General features: G+C 48.6%; 15 protein-coding genes and 1 pseudogene. 9 read left to right on the forward strand and 7 right to left on the reverse strand.

The window, feature by feature from the left end; all coding sequences use genetic code 11:
* Nucleotides 1-11: 11 nt before the first annotated feature.
* Both PJF56_RS11885 and PJF56_RS11890 read right to left on the reverse strand, forming a co-directional pair.
* A complete protein-coding gene (locus PJF56_RS11885) occupies nucleotides 12-260 on the reverse strand; it encodes a hypothetical protein (protein WP_283762890.1) in 249 nt (82 codons plus the stop codon).
* A gap of 78 nt (nucleotides 261-338) precedes the next feature.
* Nucleotides 339-2,153: an FAD-dependent oxidoreductase gene (locus PJF56_RS11890; RefSeq protein WP_283762891.1), complete on the reverse strand. Its 1,815-nt coding sequence runs from the start codon at nucleotides 2,151-2,153 to the stop codon at nucleotides 339-341.
* A gap of 215 nt (nucleotides 2,154-2,368) precedes the next feature.
* Between PJF56_RS11890 and PJF56_RS22165 the strand changes: the two are divergent.
* Both PJF56_RS22165 and PJF56_RS22410 read left to right on the forward strand, forming a co-directional pair.
* Nucleotides 2,369-2,455: pseudogene (locus PJF56_RS22165) on the forward strand (UPF0175 family protein); the annotation flags it as partial.
* A 6-nt stretch (nucleotides 2,456-2,461) separates the two neighbouring features.
* Nucleotides 2,462-2,611, forward strand: coding sequence for a PIN domain-containing protein (locus PJF56_RS22410; protein ID WP_488199625.1), 150 nt, complete (start codon nucleotides 2,462-2,464; stop codon nucleotides 2,609-2,611).
* 98 nt (nucleotides 2,612-2,709) lie between these two features.
* On the opposite strand, the gene PJF56_RS11895 is transcribed toward PJF56_RS22410, so the two are convergent.
* Together PJF56_RS11895 and PJF56_RS22170 are read right to left on the reverse strand one after the other, a co-directional pair.
* Nucleotides 2,710-3,666 (reverse strand): glycosyltransferase family 2 protein, encoded by a 957-nt coding sequence (locus PJF56_RS11895; RefSeq protein ID WP_283762892.1) that lies wholly within the window; start codon nucleotides 3,664-3,666, stop codon nucleotides 2,710-2,712.
* Between the two features lie 33 nt (nucleotides 3,667-3,699).
* On the reverse strand, nucleotides 3,700-3,819 hold the full coding sequence (locus tag PJF56_RS22170) for an NAD synthetase (protein WP_347179526.1): 120 nt from the start codon (nucleotides 3,817-3,819) through the stop codon (nucleotides 3,700-3,702).
* A 105-nt stretch (nucleotides 3,820-3,924) separates the two neighbouring features.
* Between PJF56_RS22170 and murD the strand changes: the two genes are divergently transcribed.
* From murD to PJF56_RS11920, 5 genes are all read left to right on the forward strand, one after another.
* Nucleotides 3,925-5,280, forward strand: a complete 1,356-nt coding sequence (gene murD / locus PJF56_RS11900; RefSeq protein ID WP_283762893.1) for a UDP-N-acetylmuramoyl-L-alanine--D-glutamate ligase — start codon at nucleotides 3,925-3,927, stop codon at nucleotides 5,278-5,280.
* Between the two features lie 22 nt (nucleotides 5,281-5,302).
* Nucleotides 5,303-8,221, forward strand: a complete 2,919-nt coding sequence (locus PJF56_RS11905; protein WP_283762894.1) for a UPF0182 family protein — start codon at nucleotides 5,303-5,305, stop codon at nucleotides 8,219-8,221.
* Between the two features lie 89 nt (nucleotides 8,222-8,310).
* The gene (locus PJF56_RS11910; RefSeq protein WP_283762895.1) at nucleotides 8,311-8,511 is read left to right on the forward strand and encodes a hypothetical protein; all 201 of its coding nucleotides are present in this window, start codon (nucleotides 8,311-8,313) and stop codon (nucleotides 8,509-8,511) included.
* Between the two features lie 27 nt (nucleotides 8,512-8,538).
* Nucleotides 8,539-8,838, forward strand: a complete 300-nt coding sequence (locus tag PJF56_RS11915) for a hypothetical protein (protein WP_283762896.1) — start codon at nucleotides 8,539-8,541, stop codon at nucleotides 8,836-8,838.
* Nucleotides 8,839-8,937: 99 nt separating this feature from the next.
* Nucleotides 8,938-10,533, forward strand: a complete 1,596-nt coding sequence (locus PJF56_RS11920; protein ID WP_283762897.1) for a glucose-6-phosphate isomerase — start codon at nucleotides 8,938-8,940, stop codon at nucleotides 10,531-10,533.
* Nucleotides 10,534-10,601: 68 nt separating this feature from the next.
* Here PJF56_RS11920 and PJF56_RS11925 read toward each other — a convergent pair whose 3' ends face one another.
* The 3 genes from PJF56_RS11925 to PJF56_RS11935 all read right to left on the reverse strand — a co-directional run bounded on the left by PJF56_RS11925 (nucleotide 10,602) and on the right by PJF56_RS11935 (nucleotide 12,602).
* Nucleotides 10,602-10,808: a glycogen debranching protein gene (locus tag PJF56_RS11925; RefSeq protein ID WP_283762898.1), complete on the reverse strand. Its 207-nt coding sequence runs from the start codon at nucleotides 10,806-10,808 to the stop codon at nucleotides 10,602-10,604.
* A gap of 159 nt (nucleotides 10,809-10,967) precedes the next feature.
* Complete coding sequence (locus tag PJF56_RS11930; RefSeq protein WP_283762899.1) at nucleotides 10,968-11,459, reverse strand: GNAT family N-acetyltransferase; 492 nt, start codon at nucleotides 11,457-11,459, stop codon at nucleotides 10,968-10,970.
* Nucleotides 11,460-11,486: 27 nt separating this feature from the next.
* Complete coding sequence (locus tag PJF56_RS11935) at nucleotides 11,487-12,602, reverse strand: RNA polymerase sigma factor, RpoD/SigA family (protein ID WP_283762900.1); 1,116 nt, start codon at nucleotides 12,600-12,602, stop codon at nucleotides 11,487-11,489.
* Nucleotides 12,603-12,899: 297 nt separating this feature from the next.
* On the opposite strand from PJF56_RS11935, the gene priA reads away from it, so the two are divergent.
* Complete coding sequence (gene priA / locus PJF56_RS11940; protein ID WP_283762901.1) at nucleotides 12,900-15,425, forward strand: primosomal protein N'; 2,526 nt, start codon at nucleotides 12,900-12,902, stop codon at nucleotides 15,423-15,425.
* A gap of 59 nt (nucleotides 15,426-15,484) precedes the next feature.
* On the forward strand, nucleotides 15,485-17,047 hold the full coding sequence (locus PJF56_RS11945) for an ATP-dependent DNA helicase (RefSeq protein WP_283762902.1): 1,563 nt from the start codon (nucleotides 15,485-15,487) through the stop codon (nucleotides 17,045-17,047).
* Nucleotides 17,048-17,752 lie beyond the last annotated feature (705 nt).

Genomic DNA, 17,752 nt, shown 5'->3' on the forward strand with positions numbered 1-17,752 from the left:
TGACTATACCCTTACGTGGACTGATTCGAGTCAATTCGCCCACTACCCCGACGAGCTATTTCTGTGCTATCAAAGGACTGGGAGGAAGGACAACCATTGTCACACCGTCCGCTTCCGCGATGGTCTTCTGCATGGGTAGTAGATTGACTGAACTCGGAACCAACCGTGGCACTCGTTTGTAGGTTAACCCAACCTATTGAGCCAATAACCAAGGACAAAAACAGAAAACGATTAACTTTAATGGAGTTGTAGATACGCATGGGAAACATCTGCCTTGAAGTAACTGTTCTACTTCTCATCGGTTTCCCTGGTTCATCCGGATAAACTGTAGAAGTTTATCAACTGAAAACGTCCGTAATTTCTTCCACAATCATCCAACCCCCGGCTGAGTTTACCCGTCCCCGCAGGCGAATCGGTTGTTCCTCGAAGAGAGTCTGTAAAGCATCATGGACTAGGGGTTCAGTGGTAATCAGTCGCCAAGTGCTTCCCCCCCATTCAACAGGGCTATTGACCTCAAATTGATAGCTTTGTTCCTCCAAGCACTTAAAAAGTCCTGATACTTCTAACCCATCAGTACAAGTTCTTCCTAAGTGAGCGAGGGAAGAGGGCGCATAGCCACTTTTGGGATACTCCTCTCCATAATCTAAATAATGGAATTGCCATGTTTGCCAATCTGGGGAGCGATGGGTGAGATTAAAACAGGGAATGACTGCTGCTGGGGCGCTTGTATCGGTTAATAGGGCTGATTGTAAAACCCCTACTGGTAAACTATGGGGGTCTTCCTGACGTTCAATACAAAGCGCTGCTGCCATGCCTGCGGCTTGACCGATATTCATCACCACCGGTTGTAAGCGGGTGGCTCCATTGGCAATATGGGAGACAGAAATATTCTTTTCGCAGACGAGAAATCCGGTCATTTCCTCTGGAATTAAACAGCCATAGGGAATGGTAAAAGGCGTTCCCGTCCACCGTCCCCCCCAGCGCACAGATTTGGGAGCAAGGGGAAAGGAGACTTCTGGATAATGATGGTCGTTGGGATAGTTGCCGATAACAATACTATTAATCTTTCCCGTTTCATCTCTGGGTAATGGAGCCACATTTCCGTCCGGTTGGGGCAAAATGTCCTGTTCTCGCAGGGTAACTTGTCCTTTGAGTCGGCGACTTTCCCGAAAATAGGGGTAAAGAGCGACTCCTTGTTGGAAGTGGGGAAGGAGTGCAGAGCGGGGGGAGGTGATGGAGTCGAGGACGGGAAATTGATTAACCGCTAACCCGTAGCGCTGTCCGAGTTGGCTTTGAATGGTGCGCCCAAAGTTGAGACTATGTTCTAGGGCTTCTTGTAAGAGGATAAATTGGTCTTGGGGCGATTCAATCAGGCGATTAAGATTAATGCCATAGTCATTGCCCTTAATGGGCCAGTTAATCATCATTTTGCGATCGGGTAAACGGCCATAGCTTAAAAATTTCTCTACCCCATGGTTTTCCCATGCACCCGCAAAGGCTGATTCGTTAACAGAACCGGGAATCTCTGGCGCGTTGACTCCTTCTCCATAATCTTGCAGATGAATCACCCAAGTAGGCGCTTGTACCGGATAGCGTTCCGTCAGTTCATTGGCTTCTTTTGGAGCGCTCGGTTCTCCCCATTCCCTTTGCAGTTCCCACCCCCAACGATGGGGAATATCGGCTAAGGCAAGTAAATCTCCCAGTTCAGTTCCATCCAGGGTAAGAGTGGCGTTTACCCGCAAGTTTTGAAAGCGAACCCCAGTAACGCGGTTACCCTTTCGATACACTTCTAAGGGGGTTTGTCCCCAAATCCAGTCTAGGTTCGGCAGCGCGTCTACCCAGTCCCGGAAAATTTGCGCCCCTATCTGGGGACTAAAGCCAAATAAACTCACCCAATTATGGTCTAATCCTCCCGGTTGTTTCTGGGTTAATTCTTGTACAAATGCCCCCCACATTCCGGTTTGAAAAGCGGCTAACTCGCTCCCATCGGGGGCAGAGACTCCGGCTGCGGTTAACATGCCCCCTAACCAGGGAAATTCACTAACCAGCAGGGTTTGTGCGCCCCTGCGAGCGGCTTGGATGGCGGCACAGGTTCCCCCGGTTCCCCCACCGACAACGAGGATGTCTACGGTGCGTTCTTGTGTTTGGTTCATGGAATAAGGCGCTTCGCGCTGGTAATGGGTAATATCGCGTTTTCATTTGAGACGTAAACTTGGAATGCCCTCTCCCTTTCATGTCCGCTTGCGGAAAATCCCTCTCCCAAGGGAGAGGGACTTTTGCTCCCCTTCTCCCGTGGGAGAAGGGGTTGGGGGATGAGGGCAACCGTTGATAACTCATTGAAAAATGCTAGAGATAATAGGTTTTTCCGTTCTATAAATTGATATCCGATCGCGGGATCTGCGTCCATTATGATGTCACTGAGTTTCAGGAAGACTTGAAGACGCTACAGGAATAATTAATGATGATTGTCAGTAACACTTCCCCAATTTCCAATTTAGCCAAGATCGGACAACTTGACCTAATGACTCAGATTTATGGGAATATTTTTATTCCCTCTGCGGTGCATAATGAATTATTGGATCGGAGGGCTGGTGAAAAGGAATCAAATTAAATTATATAATCGTCTTAAAGAGTTAACGGAAAGGGAAAAACCAGTAAGCGAATACAAAAAAAAGATGCCAGTCATGGCCGCCAAGTAACTCGAAGAGTTTACCCGCGTGTAGCACTATAGGCAGCATAAACGCCTTGCACATTGTACCAATTGAGGAAAATGCGGGCGGCTTCCAGAGCCAATTGGGGTTTTCCGCGATCGATTAACCATTGCAAAAAGGGAGCCATTGTCCGTTCATTCAGCCTTCCCCCTAATGATAAAACGCCCCATAAAATTCGATGTATCCAGGTCATTTGGATCATCATTCGCACGTTCCAAGTGGGATGTTTTTGATAGAATAAAACGCCCATGCGTCCGCGCTGGATTTCTTGGTCAATCATGGGGGGAATTTGCTCTAGGCTAAAGGGGGGATGCCAATGGTAACCAACGGCTTGGGGACATTTAATCAGTTTAAGTCCTAGGTTTTTGAGGCGCACTCCTAATTCTAAATCTTCCCAGCCATAGAGTTGGAATTGGGTGTCGAAAAGTCCCGCTTCTTCTAACCAATGGCGGGCGATCGCCACATTCCCGGTCGCAAAATAGGCGGCCGAGAAGTCCGTGATCTTGTAGGGTTCTGAGGTCGGCTCGTCAAAATTGCAGGTATTAATCACTGCTCCGTAGGTAAACAGGCGATCGCTCCCTAACTTCTCCTCTCCCTCCTGCAATGCCTGTGCATGGCAGCTTAAGAAGGTTTCCGTCACCACCAGATCGCTATCGATAAAGATAATGGTATCGCCCTGAGCCTCCTTTACCCCCAAATTCCGGGCAGCAGCCGGCCCTTGATGCTCCTGCACCAACCAACGCACATGGGGCAGTTGCTGCCGTTCTTGAGCTAACCAGGCTAAAGTGTCATCCGTGGAACCATCATCAACCACCACCACCTCATACCCTTGGATGTGGCGATAATGGGACTCATCGCTTTCGCGATCGCTAAACTGCTGATTCTCTAGCGCTCTCAGGCACTTTTGTAGAATCGGTAAACGGTTGTAAGTGGGAATGACAACACTGAAGAACATAGAGAATTAAAGTTTAATTTTGTAAGGGTAACTTCACTTTTTATCCTGCTCGTTAAAACCCGATAAACCTTGAAACAGCATCACTAAGCCTCCAATGGCAATGGCGATCGCCAAACCTGCCGCAATCCAATCTAAAACGGGTGTATTTTCCATTACTGTTCCTAATGCTTGCTGGGTTGAGCGTGAACTCAAAGGTTCAGAATATCACACAAACGATTATCATAAGGAACAAACCCTTTTGGCTCTCGCAGAAAAAATATGCCCCTTGCTCATGTCATTGGTTTAGGTAAATCGGGAATTGCAGCCGCTAAACTCCTACACTGCCAAGGATGGCAGGTAAAAGTGAGCGATCGCCAAATCTCCGATAGCTTACGCCAACAACAGAAAACCCTTCACGATCTAGGAATTGCCTGCGATATCGGCTCTTCCTTGACCCTAGAGGATACCCCACCTCCAGAGCGGATTGTGGTCAGTCCTGGAGTTCCTTGGGATATTCCGGTGTTGGTGGAAGCTAGAGTGCAAGGAATTGAAACCCTGGGAGAAATGGAACTCGCTTGGCGAGAACTGAAGGATGTTCCTTGGGTGGGGGTTACGGGAACCAATGGCAAAACCACCACCACCGCTTTAATTGCCGCGATTTTTCAGCAGGCTGGCTTCCATGCTCCGGCCTGTGGTAATATCGGCTATGCGGCCTGCGAGTTGGCATTGGGAGAACAAAAGCCCGATTGGGCGATCGCCGAAATTAGTAGTTATCAGATTGAATCCTCCTCTACCCTATCTCCGCAAATTGGAGTCTGGACAACGTTTACCCCCGATCATCTCAACCGCCATAAAACCCTGGACAATTATTACAATATTAAAGCGCAGTTATTGCGGCGATCGCATCAGCAAATCTTTAACGGCGACGATCCCTACCTGCGCCAAGTTGGACTCAAACAATGGCCCGATGCCTATTGGACAAGCACTCAAGGCAAAAAGCATCTAGTCAGTTCTCCCCAAAAAGGCATTTATATTCAAGACCGATGGGTAATGGTGCAAGGCGACCCCATTTTACCCGCCGCCAGCCTGAAAATGGTGGGAGCGCATAACCAGCAAAACCTATTGATGGCGGTAGCGGTGGCTCGGTTAGCCGGTATTGAGCGGGAAGCCATTGCTGAGGCGATCGCCCATTTTCCCGGCGTTCCCCATCGCTTAGAACTCATTTGCACCCTAGATCAAATCAACTTCATTAATGATAGTAAAGCCACCAATTATGATGCGGCTGAAGTCGGCTTATCCGCAGTTGAGCCTCCCGTTATTTTAATTGCGGGAGGAGAAGCCAAAGAGGGTGATGATACCCAATGGTTGCATCGGATCAAATCTAAAGCAGCAGCCGTCTTACTGATTGGCGAAGCAGCACCCCGTTTTGCCCAACGCTTAGAAGCCGTGGGTTATGCTTCTTATGAAATTTTGGAAACCTTAGATCGAGCCATTCCCCGCTCCCTAGCCCTAGCCCAACAGTATCAAGCCAAAGGGGTCTTATTTTCTCCCGCCTGCGCCAGCTTCGATCAATATGCTAACTTTGAACAACGGGGCGATCATTTCCGCCAACTGTGCTTAGAAATGAACAAGTAGGAGCGAATCGGTTCATATCAACATGCAATGGGTACGATCGCCAAAAATCGGTTGGATATTAGTCATCCTGTTAGCAGGATGGCTCATTTTCGAGATCACCACCAACCTGATCGCCGAAGGACTCTGGTTTACCGAAGTCGGTTATCGCGCTGAATTTGCCCTGCGGGTAACCACCCAACTCATCGTCGGCGCTATTGTTTTTGGAATCAGCAGCCTTTATCTGTGCGGCAATCTCTGGGTTGCCAACCAGCTCAAACATCCCAACCCCCCAGAAGATCAGGACGCTTATCCCAAATATGCCAAAAGCGTTCCCCTGGGATGGCTACTCCTATCAGTAGGACTCTTAAGCCTCGTCTTAGGATTAATTGTGATTCAATATGCAGAAGTCATCCTGCAATATTGGCATACCGATTTTAACATTGCCCGCCTCACCCCCGAACTCCCGCCTCGATTTCGCCCCGAATCAGCCCTTCGCACCTTCTTAGATCTCCCCTACTCTGGGGTCAAAGCCCTGTTTATCATTGGGTTTCCCATTCTCTTAGTATGCATTCCCCAAAGAATCCTGCTGGCGATCGCCATCCTCCTCAGCACCGGTTTAGGCGTAATTTTATCCAGCCATTGGGCCAAAATTCTCGCCAGTTTTAACCCCACTCCCTTTAACCAAATCGATCCCCTTTTCGATCAAGACATTAGCTTCTACATCTTCACCTTACCCGTTCTCCATCTCCTCGAATTTTGGCTCGTTATCCTCTGTGTTTTTTCCCTATTTGCCGTTACCATTATCTATTTATTATCCGGTAGAAGTTTAGCCCTCGGCAGTTTTCCCGGTTTTTCCTCTAAACAGCGCCGCCATCTACAAGTGATTAGTGCCGCAGTCATGTTTAGCGTCGCCTATAGCTATGCCCTCTCCCGCTATGAACTCCTCTATTCTTCTACAGGAGTCATTTATGGAGCCAGCTTTACCGATATCTATACCCAAAAACCCATGATTGAAGTGCTGTCAATTCTGGCAGCCGCCTATGGATTTTTTCTCTTAGGCCGCTCGATTTATTGGGCAAAAAAACGGGATATTTGGCGACAAATGATTGTCGTGATGATTCTCTATTTAGGAATTGCTGGAGTGAGCAATTATGGCCTACCAGCTCTGAGCCAAAGATTACTTGTTGAACCCAATGAACTGGGACGAGAAACACCATTTATCCAGCACAGCATAGAATATACTCGTTCTGCTTTTGATTTAGACAAAATCGAAGTTTCCCCCTTTAATCCCGAAGGACAATTAACCCCAGAAGATTTACTCAACAACAGGCTAACCATTGATAATATTCGCCTTTGGGATACTCGTCCCCTATTGCAAACAAACCGGCAATTGCAACAAATTCGCCTATATTATAAATTTCTCGATGCCGATATTGAGCGCTATACGTTCCGCAAGCGAAATTATCAAGGAGCAGAAAAACAACAGGTGATTTTAGCTCCCAGGGAATTAGACTATGAAGGGGTTCCTGAAGAGGCTAAAACTTGGGTGAATGAACATTTGGTTTATACCCATGGGTATGGGTTTACCATGTCCCCCGTGAATACGGTTGCCCCCGATGGCTTACCAGAATACTATGTGAAAGATATTGGTGCAGAAAGTCCAGAAGGCCAAACTACTCCCGTTTGGATTTCTGAAGCTCGAATTCGAGATAGTATTCCCATTGGTCAACCGAGAATTTATTACGGGGAATTGACCAATACTTATATTATGACTCCTTCCACGGAACCAGAATTAGATTATCCCCAGGGAGATGCCAACCAATATAATTTTTATGATGGCACAGGAGGAGTCTCGATCGCCAGTCCCTGGAGACGATGGTTGTTTGCCAAATACCTCAACGACTGGGAAATGCTTTTAACCCAGTCCTTTACCCCAGAAACTAAAGTTTTATTTCGCCGCAATATCGTCGATCGCGTCAAGGCGATCGCCCCCTTTCTTAGATTCGATCGAGACCCCTATTTAGTCGTTGCTAATACTAATTTAAGCGGCATCCCCAGCACCAATCAAGAGAACTATTTGTACTGGATTATTGATGCCTATACGACCAGCGATCGCTACCCCTATTCCGATCCTGGAGAGCTGCCTTTTAACTATATTCGTAACTCCGTAAAAGTTGTCGTTGATGCCTACAATGGCAAGGTCTATTTTTTTATCAGCGATGATGCCGATCCGATGATTCAGACCTTCGCCAAAATCTTTCCTAACCTGTTCCGTTCTTTAGAAGAAATGCCCCAATCTCTCAGGGTACATATTCGCTATCCTGTAGATCTTTTTACTATCCAATCCAATCAACTGCTCACCTATCACATGCGCGATCCTCAAGTATTTTACAACCGGGAAGATCAATGGCGCGTTCCCCTCGAAATTTATGGCGGTCAACCCCAAACCGTAGAACCCTATTATCTAATTATTAAATTACCCGCAGAAAACCGAGAAGAATTTATCTTGCTCCATCCCTTTACCCCCGCCAGTCGCAATAACCTAATTGCTTGGTTAGCGGGTCGTTCCGATGGTGAAAATTATGGTAAACTTTTACTGTATCAATTTTCCAAGCAACAGCTAATTTATGGGCCAGAACAAATTGATGCTCTGATCAATCAAGACCCAGAAATTTCCCGGCAAATCTCCCTATGGAATCGGCAGGGTTCAAAAGCGATTCAAGGCAACCTACTCGTTATTCCTATCGAAAAATCCTTACTTTACGTCGAACCCCTCTATTTAGAAGCCGAGCAAAATAGCTTGCCAACCCTAGTACGGGTGATTGTTGCCTATGAAAATCAAATTATCATGGCTGATAGCCTCGATAAAGCGCTCAATGCTATCTTTAATTCCTCCAATTCTGCTCCCTCAAATGTCCCTACACCTGTGATTCGCAATTTAAATGAAATTGGGCCGCCCTAGGCGTTAGAATAGATAAGGAAATATAAGAGTAGGGGCTTTCTGGCTGTTTCAGCGATCGCTGACATGAAACGCACTTACAACCAGGGTTTATGCAAAAAAAACGACAAGAGATCCACGATCTCGTCGATCAGCTTCCAGAGGAATACTTACATCAGGTGTGGACATTCTTAGCTCCCTTGTGTGCAGATGCTTATGTGCTGGGCATGATTCACGCAACCATGGATACCATTAAACCTGGTGATTTTATGACTCGTGAAGAAGCTATAGGGTTTTTGCAGCATCATCGATGATTGATTACTGCCAGAGGTGAAAATCCTATGACTGTGGCGAACTCATCCACGGCATCGTCTACCCAATATCAACTGCTCTATCACCGTAGCTTTCTCCAAGACCTACAAAAGTTACAGAAAAGAGAGAAGAGATGCTATGAAAAAATTTATCACTTGGTATTTACTGAGTTTCTAAGCCTGAAACGGCTAGAAGATCTGCCGCAGCTACATCGACTCGGCCGGGAAAAGATGTTCTATCATTTTACGATTGAAGAATACCTGATTGCGATCGCCGTCATGGGGCAAATTGTTAAATTTCTCCGGATTCTACCCAAACCGAAGATCTAAAGGGTATGGTGTCTAGGGGAGAGTCTCAAGCAACCTCTCATTACCTTGTTTCAATCGGCGATCGCCGAAAATGCCTCAACCCTTTGGAGAAGACTGGTTATGGATGCAGCAACCCTCTGGCAACGTTATCAAGACTGGCTGTACACCCACGACGGCCTGGGATTTTATCTCGATATTAGTCGAATGAGGTTTGACGATCGCCAAGTCGCAGAAATGAAACCCAAGTTTGACCAAGCCTTTGCAGAAATGGCCAAACTCGAAGCGGGGGCGATCTCCAACCCAGATGAAGGACGGATGGTGGGTCACTATTGGTTACGCAACGCCCATATCGCCCCTAACCCCCAACTGAAAGCCGAAATCAACGAAACCCTAGAAGCCATCCATCGCTTCGCCCAAGATATCCACTCCGGAGCCATCAAACCCCCCAACGCCCCCAAATTTACCGATATTCTCTCCATCGGTATTGGGGGATCGGCCCTGGGGCCTGAATTCGTCGCCCAAGCCTTAGCCTCCTCCTCTCCCCAACTCAACATTCACTTCATTGACAACACTGATCCCGCCGGTATCGATCGCACCCTGGGGCAACTCAAAGATAAACTCAACACCACCCTAGTGATTATCATCTCCAAATCTGGAGGCACGCCCGAAACCCGCAACGGCATGATCGAAGCCAAAGCCGCCTATGAAGCCGCGAACCTCACCCCTGGCCCTCATTTTGTCGCCATTACCGGCCATGGCAGTAAACTAGAAAAGCAGGCAGAATCGGAAAACTGGTTAGCCACCTTCCCCATGCATGACTGGGTAGGGGGACGCACCTCCGAACTCTCCGCCGTCGGCTTAGTCCCTGCTGCTCTACAAGGCATCGACATCGATCGAATGTTAGCGGGGGCTAAAGAAATGGATGAAGCCACCCGTATTCCCTCCCTCAAACAAAATCCCGCCGCCCTCCTTGCCCTTGCCTGGTACTTCGCGGGAAATGGCAAAGGGGAAAAAGATATGGTCATTCTGCCTTACAAAGATAGTTTGTTGCTCTTTAGCCGCTATCTACAACAATTGGTGATGGAATCCTTGGGCAAAGAAAAGGATTTAGACGGCAATACGGTCTATCAAGGTATTGCGGTTTATGGAAACAAAGGCTCCACTGACCAACATGCCTATGTGCAACAATTGCGCGAAGGTGTACCCAATTTCTTTGTCACCTTCATTGAAGTCCTGAAAGACCGCGAACGACCTTCTCCTGAAGTCGAACCGGGAGTTACCTGCGGCGACTATCTCTCTGGACTCTTGCAAGGAACCCGCCAAGCCTTATACGACAATAATCGAGATTCCATTACCCTCACCATTCCCGAAGTCACCCCCCGTACTGTGGGTGCATTAATTGCCCTCTATGAGCGGGCGGTCGGATTTTATGCCACTTTGGTGAATATCAATGCCTATCACCAACCGGGGGTAGAAGCAGGTAAAAAAGCCGCCGCCAGTATTCTCCAGTTGCAAAATCAAGTGATGAAGGCTTTAGCCGAGAGTAATCAGCCCTTATCTTTGCCAGAATTAGCGGCTGCTGCCCATGCACCAGAAGAGATTGAGTCAGTTTACAAAATTGTCCGACATCTCGCTGCCAATAATCGCGGAGTCGTCTTGCAAGGCGACACCTCTCAACTCCAACAGTTGAAAGTCAGTAAGGTTAATAAACATTAATTTCGTAGGGGCGGGTTTGAAACCCACCCCTACAACTCATTGTTAATCGAATTCACGATAAAAGGGGTTTAATTCAATTTCAAGGCACTTGCGGGGACTTCTTCCCAAGAGTCAACGGTACGCATTCGAGCTGTCCATCCGGCTTGTTTTTGGTCTTCGGTGAGGTTGTTGTTAAAGGAGTCGTGGCAGTCCTGAGCTTGCTTATGATCGGAACAGGCAATGCAAGCGTAGATCATGCCAGAGGGATCGACTTGTTCATTCACCCAAATAGTCATAGGGCATATACTCCTAAGTGTAAGAAATCTAGTCTATCGTAGGGGCGGGTTTCAAACCTAGTCTATCGTAGGGGCGGGTTTCAAATCTAGTAGGGGCGGGTTTCAAACCTAGTAGGGGCGGGTTTCAAACCCGCCCCTACAGCAATGTCCGATCGCTCATTACTGCGCGAAGTGGTGTAAGTCGGTGACGCGACAAATTCGCCAGTCGGGAAGCACATCAGCGCCCATACGTTGGTAGAAGGCGATCGCCGGTTCATTCCAGTCTAATACCGCCCACTCAAAGCGCCCACAACCCCGCTCTAGAGCAATTTTTGCCAAATTTTTCAGCAGGGCAGACCCAATCCCCTGACGGCGATATTCAGGCCGCACAAATAGGTCTTCGAGATAGAGTCCCGGTTGGGTGCGAAAGGTGGAATAGTTATGGAAAAAGAGGGCAAAACCCACCGGTTTTCCCTCCCATTCGGCAATTAAGGCTTCTACATAATGTCGATCGCACAGGTCTTTTTCCAGATCGGCAGCGCTCCCGACCACTTGATGGGACAATTGTTCGTATTCAGCTAAAGCGCCAATGAGATCGAACAAAATGGGGACATCATCGCGGGTTGCGGGTCTAATTTGGAGTTGGGGGCGATCGCCTGCATCAAGGGTCATAGTTGCATAGAATGCCGATTTTTGGGTTTAACGCAGCCACGCTTTCAACCGTTGAGCCACTTGAGGACGGCGCAATTTCCGCATGGCTTTGGTCTGAATTTGCCGCACTCGTTCGCGGGAGAGGTTAAACAAATGGCTGACCTCTTCTAGGGTATAGGGTTTTCCGTTGCTTAAGCCATACCTTAAGGAAATAATATCTTTTTCTCGTTCTGTCAGCACATCGCTGAGAACCGATAGAATTTCCTGACGCATCATGGTTTCGCTAATCTGAGCTTCTGGAGATTGGGTTCCTTGATCTTCAAGTAAATCCAGTAATTCTGTATCTTGTTCTTCTCCAAATCGATGATTGAGGGAGAGCGATCGCCGACGCACCTGATGTAAATATCGCAATTGAGTAATCGAAATTTCCAATGCTTCAGCCAATTCTGCTTCGCTGGGGTTGCGTTCGAGTTTTTGCCGCAGTTGCTGTTGCATAACCCGCATTTTATTCAGTTTTTCTACCACATGGATCGGCAATCTCACCGTCCGTCCATGGTTAGCCAACGTGCGCGTGATCCCCTGACGAATCCACCAGTAGGCATAGGTGGAAAACTTATAACCTTTTTCGGGATCAAACTTTTCTGCGGCTCGATTTAATCCCAATGCCCCTTCTTGAATCAGATCCAGAAAGGGGACTCCTCGATTCACATATCGTTTGGCAATTGACACCACTAATCTCAGATTAGAGCGCACTATTTTCTGCTTGGCAATTTGGCTTTTTTTCAGCTTCGTGCTAACTTCTGATTCCGATAGTCCACTGGCAGAAGACACCTCCTTAAGAGTAGGGTTATTACCGGTTTTTGCCAGCAACTTTTCTTGTATTTTTTGTAGTTCTACTCCTTCTTGAACTTGTCGAGATAATATGACTTCTTCTTCTGCACTCAGGAGCGGATAACGTGCCATTTCTTTTAGGAATAGACCGACGGTATCCTCATTGAGCCAAGAAATTGATTCTACCCAATCTCCATTCGACCAGGAGTTTGATGTCTCTTTAGACTCTGACGATGATAAGGCAGTTACAACAGAAGCTTTTGCCTCTGATTTTACGGGAGGATTATCGTCTTTCCGATCGATCAATCCGTGATTATCTAGTCGGTTCAACATAGGAAATGACAAAATGAGTTTCACTTCAAAGGATTACGGATCTTTGGGGTGAGGAGCGGTCATTTAGAGCAGGGCTTTTAATCTGAAGTCAAGGCAATTTTCAATGAACTACTGATGGTTGCCCTTAGTGTAATCGTAGAATCGAAAGTTTGCAATCTATGGATGAGTCAACGATACAAAAGTTATTGTTGTGTGTTATTTTCTCAAGTTTCTGTGGTATACGATACACTCTGAGCTAAATGAGGAGAAATTATAATATTTTTGATAGAATTAGACCCAGTTAGCCATCTAAAGCTTATGATCAGCAAACTCGATCGCTTGCAAACATCGGTTACGAGTTTCCGAGTGGCCGCCTCAAAGAGTCCGTTTTATCGGGAGTCGCCATCCCCTGCCAAGCCGCGCTGGGTGGAGGTTTTGGTGGATTACGATCGCCAAGAAGTCGAGGATCAAAAGCTGTATACTTATGCCCTGAGCCAGAACTTGCAGGTGCAACCGGGAGATATTCTCAGCGTCCCCTTTGGTCGTCAGCAGTTAGGGGCGATCGCCATTCGTCTGTTGTCGGAACCGCCAGCAGACTTACCCCCAGAGCGGATTAAATCAGTACAAGAGGTCATCAGTGCGGGTTTTTTCCCCCCCAGTTATTGGCAACTTCTAAACCAAGTGGCCACTTATTACCATACTCCCTTAATGCGAGTGATTCGCATGGCCCTACCTCCAGGACTCTTGGGAAAATCCCAACGTCGCATCCGCTTAACCAACTCGATCCCAACCGCAGCACAAGTCTTTCTGAATCCCCCCGCGCAACAACTGCTAAATGTCCTCACCAGCAGCAAAACTGGGGATTATTCTTGGCGCTATCTGAAAAAACAAGTCCGTCAGGCCCAGCGCGGACTGCAAGATTTGTTAAAACGTCAATGGGTAGAAAGCTATCTAGAACCGCCAAAACCGCCTCGTCCCAAGCGTCAACAGGTGGTAACCCTAGTTAAGTTTACTGTACCGGAACCGGAAGAATTAACGCCCCGACAACAGGAAATTTTAAGAGTTCTGGGCCGTCAGGGAGGGGAAGTGTTAATGACTGAACTGCTACAACAGGCCCAAACCTCTTCGGGGTTAATCAAGACCTTAGAGCAAAAGCAGTGGGTGGTAATAGAAGAGCAGGAACAGTTACGCACCGATCGTCACCCCATGCCCGATCGCGATACCCCCAAACCCCTCACCCCCGCGCAAACGGAAGCGCTACAAGCCATTCAGGGGCGTTCGGGGTATCATCCCTTTTTGCTCCATGGCATCACTGGATCGGGAAAAACAGAAGTCTATCTTCAGGCGATCGCCCCCATTCTAGAACAAGGGCAATCCATCCTCGTCCTCGTGCCCGAAATTGGCCTCACCCCCCAACTGACCGATCGCTTCCGGGCAAGATTTGGGGCGAAAATCCGCGTTTACCACAGTGCCCTATCCGATGGCGAACGGTACGATACCTGGCGGCAGATGCTCCAGGGAACCCCCCAAATCGTCATCGGAACCCGATCCGCCGTTTTTGCTCCCTTGCCCCATCTGGGCTTAATTATCCTGGACGAAGAACACGACACCAGCTTCAAACAAAGCCAACCTGCCCCCACCTACCACGCTCGCCAAGTGGCCCAATGGCGGGCCCAATTGGAAAATTGCCCCCTCATTCTCGGTAGCGCCACCCCATCCATGGAAACCTGGTTTAGTAGTGGCTTGGAGAAAACCTCCACCCGGCTAAGTTTACCGGAACGAGTCGAAAACCGGCCCCTCCCTCCCATTGCCATTGTTGACTTACGTCGAGAACTCAAACAGGGAAATCGGTCAATTTTTAGCCGCAGTCTACAGGATCATTTAAGGCGTTTAGGCGATCTCCAGCAACAAGGCATCCTCTTCATCCCCCGTCGCGGCCATAGTACCTTTGTCTCCTGTCGCAGTTGCGGCCATGTCCTCGAATGTCCCCATTGCGATGTCTCCCTCTCCTACCACTACACCCACGAAGGAGCCACCGAGCGGTTGCGCTGTCATTACTGCAACTTTTCCCAGCTCCAACCCTCCCACTGTCCCGAATGTCAATCCCCCTATCTCAAGCACTTTGGCACAGGAACCCAACGGGTAACCCAAGAACTCGCCAAACTCTTCCCAGAGTTGCGTGTCATTCGCTTTGACAGCGATACCACCCGCACCAAAAACGCCCACCGCACCCTACTCACCCGGTTTGTGCAGGGAGAAGCCGATTTACTCGTGGGAACCCAGATGTTAACCAAAGGATTAGACATTCCCGGAGTCACCCTAGTAGGAGTGGTAGCGGCTGATGGCTTATTGCACCAGGGAGACTATCGCGCTGGGGAAGAAGCGGTGCAAATTTTGACCCAAGTGGCTGGTCGTGCCGGTCGTGGAGATGACCCCGGCCAAGTGATTATTCAAACCTATTCCCCCGACCATCGCGCCATTCAAGCCGTTCAGCAGAATGCTTATGCCACCTTTATGGAGCAGGAATTACAGGAGCGAGAAGCCTACCATTATCCGCCCTACAGTTCCTTGGTGCTGTTTCGCTTCAGTGGCTTAGATTTGATGGAGGTGCAAACGGCTGCCGATCGGGTCGCTGAGGTTTTAGAATCGAGGGCAGGAAGTTATCAGGTTTTAGGCCCTGCACCCGCGCGGGTGATGCGAGTCTCCGATGCCTATCGGTGGCAGATATTGCTCAAGTTTCCTCCCGGAGCAGAGATCGATCTGCCATCTTTAGGGGAATTGCGATCGCTCTGTTCTGCTAGAGTCAGTTTACACCTAGATATCGATCCCCTTAATTTTGGATAGGTCACAATAAGACAAGGTAGTGGTCAGTCAGCCTGGCCTGATAACAGTTAGACACTTTCATGTCGGACTTTCGTCCGAAAGATAAACCTGTGATTGAGGTTGAAGTCCATCAGCAACTGCGAGCATTTCTGCGCTTGGGAGCGTCTCCTTCCTGGCCCCATCAGTTAACGATGGCCAGGTTGGTGGCCCGAGCCATGCGTTTGGGACGGAGTGCTTTAATTCAAACCGGTCGCCCCCTTTATCAAGGACAACCCTATCGGGTGAGTTATTTGGTTCCCTTGTTGATGTGGCCGGGGCCAGCCATTTGGGTGGGGCCCCAAGAGGTTTTGCAGCAGTTACGGATGGTGGAAATTCCTCAATTACAGGAGACGTTAGCGCTCAGTTGGGTGAAGTCGGTAGTGGTGGCCGATCGCTGGCCGAATGGGGAGTTTTCTGGTATCGTATTGACGACTCCAGAGCAATTTTTAGGCGATCGCCTGCATCCAGAAAACCGAGGACAGCGTTTTCCCCTGGGAATTCCCACCCTGATCGATGGTGTAGATGATTTAGAGGACTGGACGGGACATCAGGTCAATCAATGCTTAACCCCCAAGGACTGGACTGAGTTAATGTTAGCCTGTCCCCAACACCGAGACTCGATTCGCGATACCCAAGTTAAGCTCACCAAATCGATTTTCCAACATCCTCCCAACCCCTACGAATGCTGTTTACTCACCGAGGAGGATGAACAGGCGATCGCCCAATTGTTTCATTACTTTGACGAACAACAAATTATCCTACCCTCTCCCTGGCAACACTTCCCCCTCTCTCCCTCCCCCTCCGACGATCTCAGGTGGGCTGATATTCATCGTTCTACAGGGCAATTTACCCTCTGGTCTGGCCCCGTCGATATTGCTCCTATCCTTGCTCCTCTCTGGGCCGATCAACCAGTGGTTTTAATTGGGGAAACCCTGGATCGACAGGCCAATGCCACCCGTTATTGCCGCCAAATGGGACTCGACGATATTACTTGTATTGAATTTAATGCTTCGAGAGACCAAGAGTTGATCCATCTCTATTTACCCGATCGCCTTCCTCTCCCCAATACTCCCCAATTTCAAATCCAGGTTTTGCCGGAAATTCAAAGTCTACTCAGCGTCCGGGGACATCAAGGCGATTTAACTGTTATTTTAGTTGCGGATGTGCCTCTCAAAGGGCAAATTGCTGCTACCTTAGCGGGTGAATTTGGCTCCAAAGTGCAAGTGGAAAAAACGACATTGGAAAGCCATGGGATTTTAGTGTGTGGATGGGACTTTTGGCGATCGCATCAAGGTATCCTTCCGACTCCCAGTTTACTGATTGTTGTGGCTTTACCCATTCCTTCTTTAGAACATCCCCTGGTAGCTGGACGAGTTGCCTATTATAAGCGGCGGCACTTAGACTGGTTTCGGGAATATCTACTGCCCACAGCCATTCAAAACCTGAAACGGGCGATCGCCCCAGTCCGTCCAGGAGTTGTAGCCCTATTAGATACCCGTGTCCTCCACCGCAGTTATGGTCAAACCATCCTCTCTGCCCTCGAACCCATGGCCCGCATTAATTACCGCGACCCCAGTTGGGTCAGGCAAATTTGGGATCGCTGAGATTGACACATCCAGCGATCTGTAGTGGGGGAATGAGGGAATGGGGAATGAGGGAATTAGGGAATTAGGGAATGGGGAATGAGGGAATGAGGGAATGAGGGAATTAGGGAATGGGGGAATTAGGGAATTAGGGAATGGGGAATTAGGGAATGGGGGAATGGGGGAATGGGGGAATTAGGGAGCGAGACGCTCCCACTCCCACTCCAGTCTTACCCCTCTTCTGTCACTCTTGGAAAACTCTCTATAACTCATCCAAGGACTCGGTAATTTAAACTGACACGAGCCGAATAAATAGATGGATTTTGGCAAACTTCATCAAGAGGTGTTGTTTCACCTGCTGCGATTTCTTTCCTGACGCTCTGGGCGATCGCCTCCCACTGCTCGTCTGTAGTGGCTTCAAATCGTGCTGTCCAGTTCAGTTCGTCTTAGATCTCAGCCAGCAGACGAGCGGCGATTCGCTCCGCGATACCTTCGGGAACGCATCCTGCTGATCTGCGGGTAATTGCTTCAGTTGGGCGATTCGCTGCGCGATACCTTCGGGAACGCCTCTTCGAGTAATTGAGTCATACCCCTCTTTTGTCACTCTAGGCAGAGGAAAATAAGAAATCAGGGTCAAGAGAGAGAGGAAAGAGAGCAAGACAAGCACGATTAATCAAGGAAATTAATCGTGGGAACCCCAAAGATAAGTGAGGGATAGGAAAGACC

Source organism: Roseofilum halophilum BLCC-M91 (assembly GCF_030068445.1).
GTDB classification, from domain to species: domain Bacteria; phylum Cyanobacteriota; class Cyanobacteriia; order Cyanobacteriales; family Desertifilaceae; genus Roseofilum; species Roseofilum halophilum.

What these genes read in the sequence shown, in the direction of transcription:
- PJF56_RS11945 (WP_283762902.1), top strand. Translation starts at nt 15,485, where the DNA reads ATGTCGGACTTTCGTCCGAAAGATAAACCTGTGATTGAGGTTGAAGTC.
- PJF56_RS11890 (WP_283762891.1), bottom strand. Translation starts at nt 2,153, where the DNA reads ATGAACCAAACACAAGAACGCACCGTAGACATCCTCGTTGTCGGTGGG.
- PJF56_RS22170 (WP_347179526.1), bottom strand. Translation starts at nt 3,819, where the DNA reads ATGGAAAATACACCCGTTTTAGATTGGATTGCGGCAGGTTTGGCGATC.
- PJF56_RS11910 (WP_283762895.1), top strand. Translation starts at nt 8,311, where the DNA reads ATGCAAAAAAAACGACAAGAGATCCACGATCTCGTCGATCAGCTTCCA.
- PJF56_RS11915 (WP_283762896.1), top strand. Translation starts at nt 8,539, where the DNA reads ATGACTGTGGCGAACTCATCCACGGCATCGTCTACCCAATATCAACTG.
- PJF56_RS11920 (WP_283762897.1), top strand. Translation starts at nt 8,938, where the DNA reads ATGGATGCAGCAACCCTCTGGCAACGTTATCAAGACTGGCTGTACACC.
- PJF56_RS11895 (WP_283762892.1), bottom strand. Translation starts at nt 3,666, where the DNA reads ATGTTCTTCAGTGTTGTCATTCCCACTTACAACCGTTTACCGATTCTA.
- priA (WP_283762901.1), top strand. Translation starts at nt 12,900, where the DNA reads ATGATCAGCAAACTCGATCGCTTGCAAACATCGGTTACGAGTTTCCGA.
- PJF56_RS11885 (WP_283762890.1), bottom strand. Translation starts at nt 260, where the DNA reads ATGCGTATCTACAACTCCATTAAAGTTAATCGTTTTCTGTTTTTGTCC.
- PJF56_RS11925 (WP_283762898.1), bottom strand. Translation starts at nt 10,808, where the DNA reads ATGACTATTTGGGTGAATGAACAAGTCGATCCCTCTGGCATGATCTAC.
- murD (WP_283762893.1), top strand. Translation starts at nt 3,925, where the DNA reads ATGCCCCTTGCTCATGTCATTGGTTTAGGTAAATCGGGAATTGCAGCC.
- PJF56_RS22410 (WP_488199625.1), top strand. Translation starts at nt 2,462, where the DNA reads ATGATTGTCAGTAACACTTCCCCAATTTCCAATTTAGCCAAGATCGGA.
- PJF56_RS11930 (WP_283762899.1), bottom strand. Translation starts at nt 11,459, where the DNA reads ATGACCCTTGATGCAGGCGATCGCCCCCAACTCCAAATTAGACCCGCA.
- PJF56_RS11905 (WP_283762894.1), top strand. Translation starts at nt 5,303, where the DNA reads ATGCAATGGGTACGATCGCCAAAAATCGGTTGGATATTAGTCATCCTG.
- PJF56_RS11935 (WP_283762900.1), bottom strand. Translation starts at nt 12,602, where the DNA reads ATGTTGAACCGACTAGATAATCACGGATTGATCGATCGGAAAGACGAT.